Origin of the sequence: Arthrospira sp. PCC 8006 (assembly GCF_046480465.1) — a bacterium.
GTDB classification, from domain to species: domain Bacteria; phylum Cyanobacteriota; class Cyanobacteriia; order Cyanobacteriales; family Microcoleaceae; genus Limnospira; species Limnospira platensis.
The window spans coordinates 1-16,103 of record NZ_PKGG01000005.1 but is presented as its reverse complement, the minus strand read 5'-3'; the positions used below and the strand labels follow the sequence as shown (position 1 = coordinate 16,103).

15 protein-coding genes and 3 pseudogenes are annotated in these 16,103 nt (G+C 46.4%); 10 read left to right on the top strand and 8 right to left on the bottom strand.

The window, feature by feature from the left end:
* Positions 1–2: 2 nt before the first annotated feature.
* From B9T16_RS01590 to B9T16_RS01565, 6 genes and pseudogenes are all read right to left on the bottom strand, one after another.
* Positions 3–1,223, bottom strand: coding sequence for a GNAT family N-acetyltransferase (locus B9T16_RS01590; RefSeq protein WP_410243969.1), 1,221 nt, complete (start codon positions 1,221–1,223; stop codon positions 3–5).
* Positions 1,224–1,257: 34 nt separating this feature from the next.
* Positions 1,258–2,451 (bottom strand): hypothetical protein, encoded by a 1,194-nt coding sequence (locus tag B9T16_RS01585; RefSeq protein ID WP_006617822.1) that lies wholly within the window; start codon positions 2,449–2,451, stop codon positions 1,258–1,260.
* A 61-nt stretch (positions 2,452–2,512) separates the two neighbouring features.
* Positions 2,513–3,424: pseudogene (locus B9T16_RS01580) on the bottom strand (group II intron reverse transcriptase); the annotation flags it as partial.
* Between the two features lie 522 nt (positions 3,425–3,946).
* A complete protein-coding gene (locus tag B9T16_RS01575) occupies positions 3,947–4,108 on the bottom strand; it encodes a hypothetical protein (RefSeq protein ID WP_157888727.1) in 162 nt (53 codons plus the stop codon).
* 430 nt (positions 4,109–4,538) lie between these two features.
* Positions 4,539–5,330: pseudogene (locus B9T16_RS01570) on the bottom strand (reverse transcriptase domain-containing protein); the annotation flags it as partial.
* Positions 5,331–5,351: 21 nt separating this feature from the next.
* Complete coding sequence (locus tag B9T16_RS01565; protein WP_014276415.1) at positions 5,352–5,576, bottom strand: reverse transcriptase N-terminal domain-containing protein; 225 nt, start codon at positions 5,574–5,576, stop codon at positions 5,352–5,354.
* Between the two features lie 872 nt (positions 5,577–6,448).
* Here B9T16_RS01565 and B9T16_RS01560 point away from each other — a divergent pair.
* The 6 genes and pseudogenes from B9T16_RS01560 (at position 6,449) to B9T16_RS01535 (ending at position 11,500) form a co-directional block, all read left to right on the top strand.
* Positions 6,449–7,717: pseudogene (locus tag B9T16_RS01560) on the top strand (ISNCY family transposase).
* Positions 7,718–7,912: 195 nt separating this feature from the next.
* Positions 7,913–8,173 (top strand): AbrB/MazE/SpoVT family DNA-binding domain-containing protein, encoded by a 261-nt coding sequence (locus B9T16_RS01555; RefSeq protein ID WP_006616960.1) that lies wholly within the window; start codon positions 7,913–7,915, stop codon positions 8,171–8,173.
* On the top strand, positions 8,161–8,490 hold the full coding sequence (locus B9T16_RS01550) for a type II toxin-antitoxin system PemK/MazF family toxin (RefSeq protein ID WP_014276147.1): 330 nt from the start codon (positions 8,161–8,163) through the stop codon (positions 8,488–8,490). The genes B9T16_RS01555 and B9T16_RS01550 overlap by 13 nt, the downstream gene beginning before the upstream one ends.
* A gap of 200 nt (positions 8,491–8,690) precedes the next feature.
* Entirely contained in the window at positions 8,691–10,232 is a 1,542-nt protein-coding gene (locus B9T16_RS01545) for a type I restriction-modification system subunit M (RefSeq protein ID WP_410243968.1), read from the top strand.
* The gene (locus B9T16_RS01540) at positions 10,229–10,729 is read left to right on the top strand and encodes a restriction endonuclease subunit S (RefSeq protein ID WP_006616963.1); all 501 of its coding nucleotides are present in this window, start codon (positions 10,229–10,231) and stop codon (positions 10,727–10,729) included. The genes B9T16_RS01545 and B9T16_RS01540 overlap by 4 nt, the downstream gene beginning before the upstream one ends.
* Before the next feature lie 3 nt (positions 10,730–10,732).
* Positions 10,733–11,500 carry a restriction endonuclease subunit S gene (locus B9T16_RS01535; protein WP_014276146.1) on the top strand — a complete coding sequence of 256 codons (768 nt, stop codon included), beginning with the start codon at positions 10,733–10,735 and terminating at the stop codon, positions 11,498–11,500.
* Here the strand turns inward: B9T16_RS01535 and B9T16_RS01530 are convergent.
* Together B9T16_RS01530 and B9T16_RS01525 are read right to left on the bottom strand one after the other, a co-directional pair.
* Positions 11,497–11,919 (bottom strand): PIN domain-containing protein, encoded by a 423-nt coding sequence (locus B9T16_RS01530; protein ID WP_006616965.1) that lies wholly within the window; start codon positions 11,917–11,919, stop codon positions 11,497–11,499. The genes B9T16_RS01535 and B9T16_RS01530 overlap by 4 nt on opposite strands.
* A complete protein-coding gene (locus B9T16_RS01525; RefSeq protein ID WP_410243967.1) occupies positions 11,904–12,176 on the bottom strand; it encodes a hypothetical protein in 273 nt (90 codons plus the stop codon). The genes B9T16_RS01530 and B9T16_RS01525 overlap by 16 nt, the downstream gene beginning before the upstream one ends.
* 191 nt (positions 12,177–12,367) lie before the next feature.
* On the opposite strand from B9T16_RS01525, the gene B9T16_RS01520 reads away from it, so the two are divergent.
* From B9T16_RS01520 to B9T16_RS01505, 4 genes are read left to right on the top strand one after another with little or no spacing between them, the layout of a single operon-like run.
* A complete protein-coding gene (locus tag B9T16_RS01520) occupies positions 12,368–14,047 on the top strand; it encodes a type I restriction endonuclease subunit R (RefSeq protein WP_410243966.1) in 1,680 nt (559 codons plus the stop codon).
* A gap of 18 nt (positions 14,048–14,065) precedes the next feature.
* Complete coding sequence (locus tag B9T16_RS01515; protein WP_410243990.1) at positions 14,066–15,463, top strand: type I restriction endonuclease subunit R, EcoR124 family; 1,398 nt, start codon at positions 14,066–14,068, stop codon at positions 15,461–15,463.
* 8 nt (positions 15,464–15,471) lie between these two features.
* The gene (locus B9T16_RS01510) at positions 15,472–15,621 is read left to right on the top strand and encodes a hypothetical protein (protein ID WP_014276144.1); all 150 of its coding nucleotides are present in this window, start codon (positions 15,472–15,474) and stop codon (positions 15,619–15,621) included.
* Complete coding sequence (locus tag B9T16_RS01505) at positions 15,618–15,758, top strand: hypothetical protein (protein WP_161783028.1); 141 nt, start codon at positions 15,618–15,620, stop codon at positions 15,756–15,758. The genes B9T16_RS01510 and B9T16_RS01505 overlap by 4 nt, the downstream gene beginning before the upstream one ends.
* Positions 15,759–16,103 lie beyond the last annotated feature (345 nt).

Here is a 16,103-nt window from a genome sequence, read left to right as displayed (position 1 = left end):
GTTTAATTTGGGTCTGATGCACCACTCTCGGCGATGTTTTGGGGTTGCATTTTGGCGGAGGAATCAGCAGTGCTGGTCTGACCTGGATGGGTCTGATGGCGATCCATTGGTCCTAGCCATGACATTCCCCCCGGAACTGGCTTTCTCGATGGTTGCAAACTTTGGAGAACTTCGGACCATTGGAGAGGTTCGGCGATCGTTTTTGACTCACGCAATTTGTGCCAAACCGATCGCGACATTAGCAGGGTGTGTTCCACGGGCTCGGCTCCGACTTTTTGTAAATAGGCTTCGCGTTCGGGTTGATAATCCACCGAAGCCAGTCGCAGGGACTGAGGCGGAAAATCTTGGACTAATTGAGCCATTTGACATAAAAGTTCGGGGTATAACCAAGTATAGGCGGGATGAACGGTTAACTCGGCTTGATGGGGTTGGCGACCATCTCGACACAGTTGGATTTGAAAATAACCGATCGCCGCCTTGCGTTGAGGTTCAAACACATAACCGCTGACCTGTTCGACTCCATCAAGCCATTGTCGCACTCCATCGGCGATCGCTCTGATCACATTAGTTTGAAAATCGAGAATATGGCGATCGAACACCTGTCGGACTTGAGGTGGCATAGAAACCGTATCTAATTGATACAACAATTGAGCATCAGCATTACTGACCGGAAGTAGATTAGGGACATCCGCCACAGATTGGGCTAAATCAGCCAGCAATTCAGGTTCTACGGACCAGTAAGTGATTTTAGCCAGGGGTTGGAAGCCATTTTGTCGATACAGCGCCAAATCATCTTTATCGTTAACATTGACCTCCAAAACCCAGGTTCTGGCTTCCCAAATAGTTTCAAAGCAGTATCGCAACAGTTGGGAACCAATACTACCGGAATTAGTGGCCGGGTCTACGGACACTCGCTGAACCCGCCAGGTGCTACGGGTACGGTTGAAGGGGGAAACTCTGATCACTCCTTGAACCTGTCCCCCCTGTTCGGCTACATAGGTATTAAATAGGTGCTGACAGGGGTTGGGAAACCAACTCAGAAATCGGAGTAAGCCATACCAGAGTCGGAGTTGTTTGATTTCCGGGTCGATGGCGGGGTCTTCGCGCCATGGCTCATCTACCCGGCGCGTGAGCTGAGACAAACGCTCAAAAGCCTCTAAATCGCGATATTGAAAGGGGCGAATTGTCGCCTGAGTTTGATTGGGAGAAGGAAATAAATTCATGTACCTCCTGGGGTTTGGGGGTGTTGGTAGATCATTATTCAAGGCTTTGATCAGATTCGGGACGGATCAGAACTAATGGGGTGCGCTCATCAGCATTTCCGGCGGGATTGCTTCTGAGCGATCGCTCCACTAAAGCCGTAGATAAACCAGAAGTCGCTGCCAATATTTTAACGGCTTTCAAGTCGTTAACGTCTACAATGGCTGCTTCTAGTCCCGTGGCTTGGCGAATACGGTTAACTACTCCTTCAGGGTCTTCTGGACCCAGGACAATAAATTGATCGTAAGGTGGTAGGGTTCCGGTAACATCATCAATAAGGCGTGCTTGTTCCCCGGCTAATTCGTAAAACCCGCCCCGATGACCTAATACTTTGCCAATCGCACCTCCGACAAAGGCTCCCAAAACCCGCACCGGACCGACTATATCCACTAGGGTTTGCAGTCCGCAGGCGGTGGCTAGGCTGGAGGTGGGCATAAAAAAGTAACAAACTCGGCGGGCTACCCATCCGGGTTTGACTTCGGTTGGGTGGCGGAACTTACCTTGAATTAAGGCTAGGGGAGTTTCTCCCATTGTAACAATATCTCCGGGTTTGGCGTGTGGCATCACATAACGCTGCACTACTTCGACGGGATCATCTAGTTGGGCCAGGAGATGGGTGCGGATCGGGAATACTTGACCGCCGCCTTCTACGGGGCGAGGAGTGGGGGGAATTTGCGGATCTGGGTATTGCATGGGAATCACCAAATGGCGGACTTTGGGTATTCTGCCTTGGGGTCCGTAGGTGACGTAGCGAATTTGTACCCAAGCTGACTGGAGTTCCTTGATGTTTGGGCTTTGAATGTCGATAATTGCTTGGAATCGGGTGATTTTACGCGCTTTGACGATATAGGCTAACCAGTAATCATCGGCTCTCGGTTTGGTGTCTTCATGGGCGGCAATGATGCGGGTGTTTACCCTGGTATGGGCTAAACTGCCATCGGATAGGAGTTTGACTTTGGCTGTGACCTCCGGCACCATTATTTCTAGGGTCTTGGTCCGGTTATATAGTTCAAATTCTCCTTTGAGCAAGAGTCTTTGGGGTTCTGTGAGTGTCTTTTCCCAATTGATGGCTCTTAGTTCTAAGTCATTACCCGGACGGTTACGATGCTGCCATTCTAAGGCAATTAAAATGATGGCGATCGCTACTACCATGGCGATCGCTAACGATAAAATCAGATTTACAATAATCACACCAGCCCCCCAATAAAGCTATCAAACATGAATGAACTAGGGGTCGAGAATAGAGTCGCCTCTATCCCCTCCCATTCAGAACCGGACATGAGACTTTCACCTCATCCGGCTCTAGTGGTGCTTCCACATCCCGATAATTGGCATAGACACGAAAAACTTCATGATGTGACGCACGCGCAGACTGTTCCATTGTTAAGGACACAGCGTTAGCCTCATCCAAGGCTGTCTTATCATCGTGACAATGGCGGTGTAGTAGTTGAAGGTTTTTGTACTCATCCTTTCCGCCTTGACTTCTGGGATGTATGTGGTCAACTTCAACTAAATCTGATGGGGTAAAGTATTGCCCGCACCAGTTACACTTACCTTTTTGCTTTTTGAGTAGTTTTGCTACCCTGTTTGGTGTTCCAATTGCCTGTTCTTTCCTGGTTGCCCAGTAAGTCCAGTTTCCGTCATAAAGTGTTGCTTCCGGGCGGATTAGGGTGTGTCTGACAATCGAGGTGTAGCTATGTTTCCATAGCGTTTTCCCGTCCTTAGTCTGGAATAACCAGGTCTCATGTCTTTCTTTCCCATTACTGAGCGCTACCTTTCCAGGTCTGAAATAATTACTCAGTTTTTCATAACTTGCCTTTCCACATCTTGTAACTGTCCATGCCCTTAACATTTGCCAGATTACACAGTCTAGTTTGTTGAAGGTTTCTAATGAAACTACCCCTGAATAGTAATTATACCATCCTCGGATAATCGGGTTTAGTTTGCTAATCAGGGCTGATTGGGGTGCTGTTTTATGTTGTTTAATCACACCCTTAATCACTTCTGTATGGGCAACTGCTTTCTTACTGGGTTTTATGTGGGTTTTGTATCCCAACACCTTTTTTTGTGCACTTTTCCCAGATTTATGTTTTCCCACAGGATACTGCCTGATGTTGAATCCTAAAAAGTTGAACCCTGGTTCTTCTGTTTTTCCGTCATATTCGTTATGGTCGAAAGGGAAGTCGCCTTCCCCAACTCCACTTCCAAACCGTACTTGAGACTTTCACCTCATACGGCTCCTGATGTCGATACCCCTTTTTTCATTAGGAACAGGGCTACAACCCCCTGCTTTCGTACTTCAACTTTCAAAGCTATATGCCTGCGTTAGTCTTTAAACTCGCTGCCATTAAACTCCTACTAATCGCAGTATCTATATCCACACCGTGACTAGTGGGCATATCCTAACCATTACAGTTAGGCATTAGCTTTCAGTCACATCCTTTCCCCTTCAAGGCATACGCTTACACTTTTCACGCTCTGCCGTGGGGCAGAGCCAATGAGGGGTTTAAACGTTCCATCTATGCGGGCATTCCATCTTTAGATTCGTCCTGTCCACCGGGGTACTTTAAAGGTCTGTGCACAACTCTCGTTGCTTTTGGGTAACTCAGTTAGACTCCCACTTTTCCCCTTGCCCTTTTGAGCGCAGCGTATCAACCTGTTTTCGCTACTCACTCATTACGATGGTTCAAGTCAGACATTCGGTTTCCCTAATCATGGATGATTGGCAGTGGTCGCGTATGGTAGTAGGTTCTACTTCACGCCTTCCGTTCCCCGCTTCAATTTGACGGGTGTGAGCCTTGAAACTGGGGGTGGCTACCGCCGTTACTCTCAACTTCCTGCTGTACATAACACCAGCGTTCAGCCTTGACCTTGAGTCTCTTGGCCTTTATCTGATTCTAAATCCAATTTAGCCCAGATAATTGGAACACATAGATAGTTATGGGATGGTCAGGTACGCTCACCTTATATTCTACCAAGGGGTAGAAGTCCCACTAGGAGATGATTTCAGGCATTGCAGCCCTATTTCACTCCTAAACGTCTCGCACACCGCCGTTACTCTCAACCTTACGTTATACTCAAGGGTTCACAACTTCCCTCTTTCTTTCGCTTAGTCTTGACCTTGAGTCTCTCTGCCTTATCTGGTTGTCGAAGCCAGATGTTGAGACACATAGATAGTTATGGGATGGTCAGGCGAGCACTCCTTATATCCAACCAAGGGGTTGGAGTCCCACTAGGAGGTTATTTCAGGCATTGTAGCCCTATTTGGTCTCCTAAACGTTTCGCACAATTGGATTGAGTGTGTGACAGATTCGAGTTTTTTCAGGTTTGATTTCTAGTCCTACAGGTTTTAGCCATTCGGAAATAGCAGTTTTGCACTGTTCAATGATGTCTAGTGAAGGTGATATCACTACAAAATCATCGGCGTATCTTATGACATTGGCTTGCACCCTGTTCTTTTTCTTGGGATACATTGTTTCTATTAACCTAACCATTCCCAACAGTGCGATGTTGGCGAGTATTGGGCTTATTACCCCTCCTTGGGGTGTCCATGCTTCTGTATCCTCGAATACGCCATTATCTAGCACACCTGCTTTTAGCCATTGTTTCAGGTCTCTTTTCAAGCTGCTTGGACAATGAATTGTGGACAGTAGGTAATCATGGTTAATTCTATCAAAGCATTTCGCTATATCCGCATCAAGAACATAGTATTGTCCCTGATTAATGGCAGTGTAAATCCTGCAAATTGCATCGTGGGTTGACCTACCAGGTCTAAACCCATAGCTTGTGCCTTCAAATCTCGCTTCCCATTCGGGTTCGAGTGCCGATTTAACCAAGGCTTGCCTGGCTCTATCTTGGATTGTAGGAATCCCTAGCGGGCGTTTTTCATCCCTACCAGGTTTTGGTATCCATACTCTCCTAAGTGCTTTTGCTTTGAGGTTTCCTTTGATTTTCTCAGTCAGTTCAAACCTTTGTTTAGGGGAGATTGTGATAGCCCCATCAACTCCAGCCATTCTTTTTCCTTGACCCGCTTGGGGGGCGGGTTTATTAAGCTGACTGTTGGGAAGCATGGCTGACCGTGGAACCCGCCCCTACAGCCGCACTACTAAGAGTCGGGCATAGTATGATTTCACCAATAGACGTTGCAACCTTCTAACCTTTGCATCCTGTCCCGATTTAGCTGCTTGATATGTCCTCTTTTGGAGTTTGAAAACTTTTCGCTGGACTTTCGCCCATGGGATAGCTTTCCATGCGTTTTTCGTAGTCTTGATTGGTCTGGACTTGCCAAAGCCGTTCTTTAAACTCGCTTGCGCCATTTGTGCTCCTACTTGACTCTATTCTTACAATCAAACCGTGACCCGTTAGCATATCCCTGTCATTACAGCCGGGCGTTGGCTTTTGGTCACATCTCACACCCTCTAGGACTTGCGGTTACACTTTTCCCTACTGAGGTATCGACCATACTCTCAGAGTCCAGGAGGGCTTAAAACGTTCCGTTTATATGGGCATTCCATCTTTAGATTTGTCCTTTCCACCGGGGTACTTTTAAAGGTCTGTGCAGGTAGCTCGATAATTATCCTGCTTTTCCCCTTGCCCTTTTGGACGTAGCGTATCACCCCTCTTTCGCTGCTGAATAATTACGGTGGTTCAAGCCAGACATTCGGTTTCCCTAATCATGGATGGTTGGCGCTTAATCTCGATTCTGGTGTTGGGGTACACCTTCGAGTTCTTATTCCCCGCTTCAATCTGACGGGTTGTGAATCCTGAAATTGGGGGAATCGCCGTGACCCTCATCTCTGTTTCGTTACGTTTCCGTTATGTTAAGAATTGTTACGAATTGTTACAGAGTGTATTGACCTTGGGTTTCCTGCCTGAATTGGGTATCGTATGATACAAATTTTTGGTACATATAAACAGTTATGGGGATGGTCAGAAGTGCGCTTCTTATATCCAACCAAGGGGTTAAAGTCCCCATCAGGCGGTTATTTCGGGTGTTTTAACCCTATTTCATGCCTGAACGTTTCGCACTATCGAGATTATTCTAGGTTATCCTTGCCAGTTCCACATAATCAATAGTGTTTCTGATAACTATGGGGTTCAGCAATTCTCATTTTGGCGAAAACCTGTTCAAGTCCCCAGCATCCCTGTATCGTAATGACATCCAAGAAACCCAGGAGCGCCAGAGCCGTTGAAAAAGCCAGGTGGCTTTGAGACTCTAGTCGGTTCTTTCCGCCAGTGCTTGTCATCGCTACCGGACAAGCGCCGGGGTAAAAATCGCCGCTATGGAATGGAGGATGCCGCTTTAAGTGCGTTTAGTGTGTTTTTTACTCAAACTCCGTCGTTTCTGGCTTATCAACGTCTGATGGAGGGGAGTAAAGGCAAGAGCAATGCCCAAAGTCTGTTTGGAGTTCATCGAATTCCCTGTGATAACCAGATTCGGGACTTATTAGATGCCGTGTCCCCAGAGCACCTGTTTCCAGTGTTTGAGGATATCCTACAAGTCTGGGAAGCCCAGGGGCAGTTAGAAGACTTCCGTTGCCTAGGGGACAGTCTATTAGTCGCGTTGGATGGCACCGAATACTTCAGTTCCGACCAAATTCACTGTCCCCACTGTTCAACGCGCACCCAGAAGTCAGGAAAAACCCATTACTTCCATAGTGTTGTCACTCCAGTCATCGTCTGTCCGGGACAGAATCATGTGATTCCCTTAGTCCCCGAATTTATCGTGCCCCAAGATGGTCATGATAAGCAAGACTGTGAGAATGCCGCCGCCAAACGCTGGCTATCGAGGCAAGAACAATGCTTGAGGGCTTTGAATGTCACGGTTTGAGGGGATGACCTCTATTGCCACCAACCGTTGTGTCAGCAGTTTTTAGAGCAGCAACTTAACTTCATCGTCGTCTGTCGCCCCGAGTCTCATACTACCCTCTATGAACACCTAGAGGGCATCGAACTCCCGACCCTCACGACCAAGAAGTGGACTGGTAAAGTCGAGAAAACCTATACCTACCGCTATCTCAACGGAGTCCCCCTCAAAGATAGCGATGAGGCGCTGTTGGTTAACTGGTGCGAACTTACTGTCACCACCGCTGATGGCCAGGTAACCTATCACAACTCCTTGGCCACGAATTATCCTCTCAGCGATGAGAATGTAGCCGAGGTGGTTCGGGCCGGGCGGACTCGTTGGAAAGTTGAGAATGAGAACAACAACACTCTCAAGACCAAGGGCTACCATCTCGAACACAATTTTGGCCATGACAAGCAGCATCTTTCTTCCTTGCTCCGGACCATCAACATCCTCTCGCTGCTCTTCCACACCCTGCAGGAGTTGCTCGATAACAAGTACCAGTTGCTACGAGCGCACTTACCGAAGCGCCAAACCTTCTTTAATGATTTGCGCGCGCTTACCCAGACTGTACTTCGACAGTTGGGACCACCTTCTGACCTTTATGCTTGAGGGTCTCGAGTTAGACATCCCACCCGATAGCAGTTGAATTTCCAAAATGAGAATTGCTGCCTGTGGTAGGTTGAAATAGTTGCTAATTGCGATCGCTGACAACTGAGAGTTTGCCAAGGAGACTACCTGGCACTTGACGACCTTTGAGGGTGTAACTATAATGTAATTACATCCTGCTTTTCAAGCCATCCCAGCATGAGCAAAGTGATTAGAACCCGAATCGTTAAAATTGGCAACTCCCAAGGTGTGCGTATTCCTAAACTGCTTTTAGAGCAAAGTGGTATTCAGACAGACGTTGAAATCGAAGTGGAGGGCGATCATCTCACGATTCGCAACGCACGACGGTTACGCACAGGCTGGGAGCAAGCCTTTGCAGCAATGGCGAAAGAACAAGATGATGTTCTTCTCGATCCAGTCAACAGTACCGATTGGGAGCAAAGCGAATGGGAGTGGTAGCCAAGCGTTTCGATGTTTTTTTGGTTAATCTTGACCCCACAATTGGCAGTGAAATTCAGAAAACACGACGCTGTGTGATTATCTCACCGGATGAAATGAACGGTTATATTGCCACGGTGATTATTGCACCAATGACGACAAAAGGGAAAGCCTACCCGACGCGAATTGCCTGCCAGTTTCAGGGTAAGGAAGGGCAAATTGTTCTGGACCAAATCCGCACCATCGATAAAGCTCGATTGGTCAAAAAACTGGGTAAAATTAGTCCGGATGAGCAAAGAGGCGTTCTCAACACCTTGGCTGAGATGTTTTCCGAATGAGCCAAGGGACGGCGCGCTCGCTCTACCCTGATCTAATCCTAGGTCATCAGTGCGAGAATCCCAGAGAGGCTCTCTGATATGGTGGGCCTTGAGTATCCCGACATCTCGAACCGCTGGATTATAATACCTAATACTTGCTAAAATACAAAACCGAGGTCACACTGATCATTATTCAAAACCTTTGAACCATAATTTGGACAATGACGAGTACCCAACAACGCGCCGCCCTGCAACGCCAAATCTGGCAAATCGCCAATGATGTGCGCGGCTCAGTCGATGGCTGGGATTTTAAGCAATATGTACTCGGCACGCTGTTTTACCGTTTTATCAGTGAAAACTTTACTAGCTACGCGGAGGGCGACGATGACGGCATCGACTATGCCAAGCTGTCCGATAGTGATATTCCTGACGACTTCAAAGATGATGCCATCAAAACCAAAGGCTACTTTATTTATCCCAGCCAGTTGTTTGCTACGATCGCCGCTAGTGCAAACACTAACGAAAGCCTGAACACTGACCTAGCTGCGATTTTTGCGGCGATTGAAAGCTCTGCCAATGGCTACCCCTCCGAGCCAGATATCAAAGGGCTGTTTGCTGACTTTGACACCACCAGCAACCGCCTCGGCAACACGGTTAAAGATAAAAACCTGCGCTTGGCTGCGGTACTAAAAGGGTTGGCAGGGCTGGATTTTGGTGGTTTTGATGCCAGCCACATCGATATGTTTGGCGATGCCTATGAGTTTCTGATCTCCAACTATGCCGCTAATGCGGGTAAATCGGGGGGCGAGTTTTTTACACCGCAGCAGGTTTCCCGGTTGATTGCCCAGCTTGCCATGCATCAGCAAACCAGTGTTAATAAAATTTATGACCCCGCCTGTGGTTCGGGTTCGCTGCTGTTGCAGGCTAAAAAGCATTTTGATGATCACCGGATTGAAGAAGGTTTTTATGGGCAGGAAATTAACCATACTAACTACAACTTGGCGCGGATGAATATGTTTTTGCATAACATCAATTACAACAAGTTTAATATTCAGTTGGGCAATACGTTAACTGACCCGCATTTTGGGGATGAGAAGCCCTTTGATGCGATCGTCTCTAACCCGCCCTATTCGGTGAAGTGGGTTGGGAGTGATCACCCGACCCTGATTAATGACGATCGCTTTGCGCCTGCGGGGGTGCTTGCGCCTAAGTCTAAGGCTGATTTTGCTTTTGTGCTGCATTGCTTGAGTTATTTATCTAGCAGTGGTCGCGCGGCGATCGTGTGCTTCCCTGGTATTTTTTACCGTGGCGGTGCGGAAGCCAAAATCAGAAAGTATCTGGTAGATAACAACTACGTTGAAACGGTGATTGCCCTCGCGCCTAATCTGTTTTTTGGTACTACGATCGCTGTGACGGTTTTGGTGCTATCTAAGGACAAGCCGGACTCTACCACCCAGTTTATTTATGCTAGTGGCTTGTTTAAAAAAGAAACGAATAATAACACCCTGACCGATGACCATATTGCGGAAATTATGGGGGTGTTTGATAGCAAAGAAAACGTTGATCACTTTGCCCGATCAGTGCCTTTTGAAGAGATTGCCGCTAATGATTACAATCTGTCGGTTAGTAGCTATGTGGAAGCCAAGGATACTCGCGAAAAAGTTGATATTACCCAGCTTAATGCTGAGTTAAAAACTACTGTGGCGAAGATTGATCGCTTGCGGGCTGAGATTGATGCGATCGTGGCGGAGATTGAAGGATGAATTTTCTGGAAAAGCTATTGGATGGCGTTGAGGTGGAGTGGAAACTGTTAGGTGACGTGGCGCAATATTCACCAACGCGAGTTGATTCCTCTAAACTCGATGCGACCTCGTTCGTGGGAGTGGACAATCTTGTCGCTGATAAAGGTGGGCGTGTTGATGCAAGCTATTTTCCTAACACTGACCGTTTGACATCATATGAGCCAGGAGACATCCTCCTCGGCAATATTCGCCCATATCTCAAGAAAGTGTGGAAGGCAACCAATTCAGGTGGTTGTAGTGGTGACGTTCTTGCGGTACGAATTTTAGGTCAGTGTAAAAAAAATGTTAGTGCGGATTTTCTCTACTATCTATTGTCATCAGATGAATTTTTTTTGTACAACATGCAGCACGCGAAAGGCGCAAAGATGCCACGCGGAAACAAAGCAGCAATTTTGAATTATCAAATCCCTATCCCGTGCCCGGACAACCCCGAAAAATCGCTGGCTATTCAAGCCTAAATCGTGCGGATCTTGGACACTTTTACAGCACTGACCGCCGAACTGACCGCCGAACTGACCGCCGAACTGACCGTCCGCCAAAAACAATACAACTACTACCGCGATCAGTTGTTGACCTTTGAAGAAGGTGAAGTGGAGTGGAAGCCTTTGGGGGAGATTGGGGAGTTTATTCGCGGAAAACGTTTCACCAAGGCAGATTACGTGGATGACGGCATACCAGCTATTCACTACGGCGAAATTTACACACACTATGGAGTTGCAGCCTCGCATACGCTATCACAGGTTCGCGCTGAAATGGCAGCATCCTTATGCTATGCAGAACCGGGCGATGTTGTAATGACAGGTGTGGGTGAAACTGTTGAAGATGTTGGTAAGGCTGTTGCATGGATAGGAAGTGAAAAAGTAGCTATTCACGATGATAGTTGGGCTTTTCGTCATTCAATTAATCCAAAATTTGTGTCCTATGTGATGCAAACAACTGCATTTATCAATGAGAAGGCAAAACATGTATCTAGTGGAAAAGTTAATCGGTTATTAATTAATGGAATTAAAAAAGTCCCAATCCCAATCCCATACCCAAACGATCCTAAAAAATCGCTCGAAGAACAAGCCCACATTGTCGCCATCCTCGACAAATTCGACACCCTTACCCATTCCATTAGCGAAGGCTTGCCCCATGAAATTGCCTGGCGCCAAAAGCAATACGAATATTACCGCGACTTACTGCTCACCTTTCCCAAAAAGGAGGAGAAACAATGCGCAAGCGACTAACTTCTAAAGTTAAGCACTTGCATAGGCGTTAAACGCCCTTGCTCTGTCTTGTCAAAATCTTTATCAAAACTCACAATAGTAGCCTCCTCAAGCTCGCCAGCAGCATATTGGTAGGCATCATCAAAATCGAGACTAAAGCGATCCATTATTTCTACAACTCTCCTCATTTTGTTGGTAGGAATGCTCGCCAGTAGAACATTAGAGTCAATCAAAACATCATCCACAAATTTTACAAAAACATCTCTTTGCTTTAGCCGATTGCAAATCACTCCAATGGAATGCAAGGTAAAATCAGTCATACATATATCAGACGGCGAGAGCGTATTAAGTAACTCCGCAACAACTTCTGCCTCTTCTTGCCCCAACAAACGTTCTAGCCAAATGTTCGTATCTAGAAGAAACACTAGCCATTTCTCCATTTTCTCCATTCAACGGAAAGATGCTGTAGCTCAACGGATGTGTAACCATCTGCTTTTAGCATTCCTGCCCAATCTTGCCGTAATTTAGTCTTGCCATTTTTAGCAAAAGGAGCACTCGCAAAATCAACACTTGATGATTTAGGTAAAGGTTGAGAGGATATATACTTCTGTTTCAAAAAAATGATGAGGCTGACTACTTGGTTTTGTGCTTCAGCAGGCAAAGACAAAAAATCATCTAGAATTTCTTGATTTGTCATGGTTATACCGTCTAAACAGAACAACACATTTTTCATTGGGTCTGTCTATTATACCAATTTATTTTAGAAGCCGAGTTTGAATTTGTCCCGTAGTCTGTGGAATAGATGCTAAGGATTGTGTTGCCAATGGTGTTACAAGTTAAAGTAAGGGAAAGACTAGCAGAGTAAACGTTTTTGGAGGACAAGAAACAATGACCCACTACAACACCATTGCCGAATCCAATAACTTTATCATTCTGGATCAATACACCAAAATACCGCAGAGCGATAGTTACCAAAGCGAAAGCGATTTACAGCGCGAATTTATTCGGGATTTAGTTAATCAAGGCTATCATTACCTGCCTAAATTAACCAACCCGCAAGCCATGTTACCCAACGTGCGCGAGCAGTTGCAGACCCTCAATAATGTGCAGTTTACCGATAGCGAATGGCAGCGCTTTGTAGAAACCTTTTTAGATAAACCCGGCGACAGCATTATTGATAAAACCCGCAAAATCCATGAAAACTATATCCATGATTTTGTATTTGATGATGGTCGCATTCAAAACATCTACCTGCTGGACAAAAAGAACCTTCCCCGCAACAAAGTACAAGTGATCGAACAATTTGAACAAAAGGGGACCCAAGCCAACCGCTACGATGTCACCATCTTAGTCAACGGCTTGCCCCTCGTGCAAATCGAACTCAAAAAACGCGGCGTGGCAATTCGTGAAGCCTTTAACCAAATCCATCGCTACAGCAAAGAAAGCTTTAACGCCGAACATTCCCTCTATAAATATTTGCAACTGTTTGTTATTTCCAACCGAACCAATACCCGCTACTTTGCCAACACCACCCAGCGCAATAAAAATAGCTTTGACTTCACCATGCACTGGGCGAAAGCGGATAACACCCTGATTAAAGACCTGAAAGACTTTACCGCCACCTTTTTTGAGAAAAACACCCTCCTCAGTGTCCTGTTGAAGTATTCCGTGTTTGATGTAAATAACACCTTGCTGGTGATGCGCCCCTACCAGATTGCGGCCACCGAGCGCATTTTATGGAAAATCAACAGCGCCTACCAAGCCAAACACTGGAGCCGTCTTGAGGGCGGCGGCTGTATCTGGCACACCACAGGCTCCGGCAAAACCCTAACCAGCTTCAAAGCCGCGCGGCTGGCGACGGAGCTAGATTTTATCGACAAAGTGTTTTTTGTGGTTGATCGCAAAGACCTCGACTACCAAACCATGAAAGAATATCAACGCTTTTCGTCCGATAGCGTGAATGGCTCTGACAGCACTGCGGGGCTGAAGCGTAATCTGGAGAAAGATGACAATAAAATCATCGTTACCACGATCGACAAACTCAATAACCTGATGAAAACCGAAAGCGACCTAGCCATCTATAAAAAGCAAGTCGTGTTTATTTTTGATGAATGCCACCGCAGCCAGTTTGGTGAGGCGCAGAAGAACTTACGGAAAAAATTTAAACGGTTTTATCAGTTTGGATTCACTGGCACGCCCATTTTTCCGCAAAACGCCCTGGGCGCAGACACCACCGCCAGCGTCTTTGGTCGTGAATTGCATTCCTATGTAATCACGGACGCGATCCGTGATGAAAAAGTGCTGAAGTTCAAGGTGGACTACAACGATGTTCGTCCCAAGTTCAAAGCGATTGAAACGGAGCAAGATCAGCAAAAACTGAGCGCCGCCGAAAACAAACAAGCCCTGTTACACCCCGATCGCATCCGCGAAATTGCCCAATACATCCTCAGTAACTTTCGCCAAAAAACCCACCGCTTGCAAGCAGGCGGCAAAGGCTTTAATGCCCTCTTTGCTGTCAGCAGTGTGGACGCAGCCAAGCTGTATTATGAAGCCTTTAAAAAATTGTAAAAAGATCATGATCGCCCCCTGAAAATTGCTACCATTTTCTCCTTCGCCGCCAATGAAGAACAAGCAACCGTGGGTGAAATTTCGGATGAAAGCTTCGACGTATCCGCCATGAACAGCAGCGCCAAAGAATTTTTAAGTGCGGCAATTAGCGACTATAACGCCCTGTTCAAAACTAACTTCAGCGTCGATAGCAACGGTTTTCAAAACTACTACCGCGATTTAGCTAAGCAAGTCAAAGCCAAAGAAATCGACCTGCTGATCGTGGTGGGGATGTTCCTAACAGGATTTGATGCGCCGACCCTCAATACCCTATTTGTAGACAAAAACCTGCGCTATCACGGGTTACTACAAGCCTATTCCCGCACCAACCGCATTTATGATGCCACCAAAACCTTTGGCAATATCGTCACCTTCCGCAATTTAGAACAAGCCACCATTGACACCATTACCCTATTTGGCGATAAAAACACCAAAAACGTGGTGCTGGAAAAAAGCTATCAGGAATATATGGGCGGCTTTACCGATGTGGTCACGGGTGAAGCACGGCGTGGCTTTATCGAGGTGGTGGCAGAATTAGAACAGCGTTTTCCCAACCCCGACGAAATTGTCTTAGAAAAAGACAAAAAAGACTTTGCCAAGCTGTTTGGTGAATATTTGCGGGTTGAAAATGTGCTGCAAAACTACGATGAATTTGCCAACCTAAAAGCCTTGCAGCAGGTCGATACAAATGACCCAGCAGCGGTTGAAGCCTTTAAAGCAGACCACTATTTAAGTGATGAAGACCTGACAGCCCTGCAAGCCATCAAGATTCCTACCGAGCGCACCATTCAAGATTACCGTTCCACCTACAACGATATCCGCGACTGGCTACGCCAAGCAAAAGTAAGCCGCGAAAAAGAAACCTCTACCATCGACTGGGATGACGTGGTGTTTGAAGTAGATTTGCTGAAATCCCAAGAGATCAACCTAGATTACATTCTTGAGCTAATTTTTCAGCAGAATAAGAAGAATAAAAGTAAGGATGAATTGATCCAAGAAGTGCGCCGCTTGATTCGGGCTAGCTTGGGCAATCGAGCGAAAGAGAGCCTGATTGTGGATTTTATCAATCAAACTAATCTCGATGAGATGGCCGATAAAGCCAGCATCATTGATACGTTCTTCCAATTTGCCCAAGCCGAGCAAGCCCGCGAAGCAGAGGAATTGATTCGTTCAGAGGGCTTGAATGAGGCAGAAGCCAAGCGCTATATCAGTGCCTCACTAAAACGCGAGTTTGCCAGCGAGAATGGGACTGAGTTAAATTCAACACTGCCTAAAATGAGTCCGCTTAATCCACAATACAAAACCAAAAAGCAGAGCGTTTTCCAGAAAATCTCGGCGTTTGTTGAGAAGTTTAAAGACGTAGGCGGGCAGATTTAGGACTGCCCATGCACGAAAAAACGATGAGGATTGGAGATTTGCAACAAGTTTGGTACACAGTTTTACCCACTTGGACTCTCTATACAGAAGATTTTGGGTATTCAGATATTGATGGGCTAAAAAATTGTCAATCCTTGGCTGAGATGTTTTTCCAATGAGCCAAGGGACGGCGCGATCGCTCTACCCTCATCACCCAAACCCCAACGGCGCGATCGCTCCTTACCCCGACGATAAACGATGCTTTAGGCAGTATGCTAAACTAAAAGTCTATTTATTCGATGTCACTAAAAGATGACGTGCGAGACGTTCAGGCATGAAATAGGGCTGAGATACCCGAAATAGCTGCCTGGTGGAGATTTCAGCCCCTTGGTTGAATACAAGAGGCTTGCCTCTGACCATCTCCATAACTGTTTATATGTCCCAACGTTTGGTATAGAAATATACAAAACAAGGCAGGGAACCCAAGGTCAAAACGAACTAACTCATACAAATTCCTTATAGGAAGCCCAWAAATGGATAAGTAAAGTTAGGAAATTAGGGTAACGGCGATAGCCACCCCCAGTTTTGGGAATCACAACACCAGGATTGAAGCGGGGAACGGAAGGCGTGAAGTAGAACCTACTACCAAAATGCGACAACT

What these genes read in the sequence shown, in the direction of transcription:
- B9T16_RS01530 (WP_006616965.1), bottom strand. Translation starts at nt 11,919, where the DNA reads ATGGAGAAATGGCTAGTGTTTCTTCTAGATACGAACATTTGGCTAGAA.
- B9T16_RS01510 (WP_014276144.1), top strand. Translation starts at nt 15,472, where the DNA reads ATGCACGAAAAAACGATGAGGATTGGAGATTTGCAACAAGTTTGGTAC.
- B9T16_RS01525 (WP_410243967.1), bottom strand. Translation starts at nt 12,176, where the DNA reads ATGACAAATCAAGAAATTCTAGATGATTTTTTGTCTTTGCCTGCTGAA.
- B9T16_RS01545 (WP_410243968.1), top strand. Translation starts at nt 8,691, where the DNA reads ATGACGAGTACCCAACAACGCGCCGCCCTGCAACGCCAAATCTGGCAA.
- B9T16_RS01565 (WP_014276415.1), bottom strand. Translation starts at nt 5,576, where the DNA reads ATGGCGCAAGCGAGTTTAAAGAACGGCTTTGGCAAGTCCAGACCAATC.
- B9T16_RS01555 (WP_006616960.1), top strand. Translation starts at nt 7,913, where the DNA reads ATGAGCAAAGTGATTAGAACCCGAATCGTTAAAATTGGCAACTCCCAA.
- B9T16_RS01540 (WP_006616963.1), top strand. Translation starts at nt 10,229, where the DNA reads ATGAATTTTCTGGAAAAGCTATTGGATGGCGTTGAGGTGGAGTGGAAA.
- B9T16_RS01550 (WP_014276147.1), top strand. Translation starts at nt 8,161, where the DNA reads ATGGGAGTGGTAGCCAAGCGTTTCGATGTTTTTTTGGTTAATCTTGAC.
- B9T16_RS01575 (WP_157888727.1), bottom strand. Translation starts at nt 4,108, where the DNA reads ATGTACAGCAGGAAGTTGAGAGTAACGGCGGTAGCCACCCCCAGTTTC.
- B9T16_RS01505 (WP_161783028.1), top strand. Translation starts at nt 15,618, where the DNA reads ATGAGCCAAGGGACGGCGCGATCGCTCTACCCTCATCACCCAAACCCC.
- B9T16_RS01590 (WP_410243969.1), bottom strand. Translation starts at nt 1,223, where the DNA reads ATGAATTTATTTCCTTCTCCCAATCAAACTCAGGCGACAATTCGCCCC.
- B9T16_RS01520 (WP_410243966.1), top strand. Translation starts at nt 12,368, where the DNA reads ATGACCCACTACAACACCATTGCCGAATCCAATAACTTTATCATTCTG.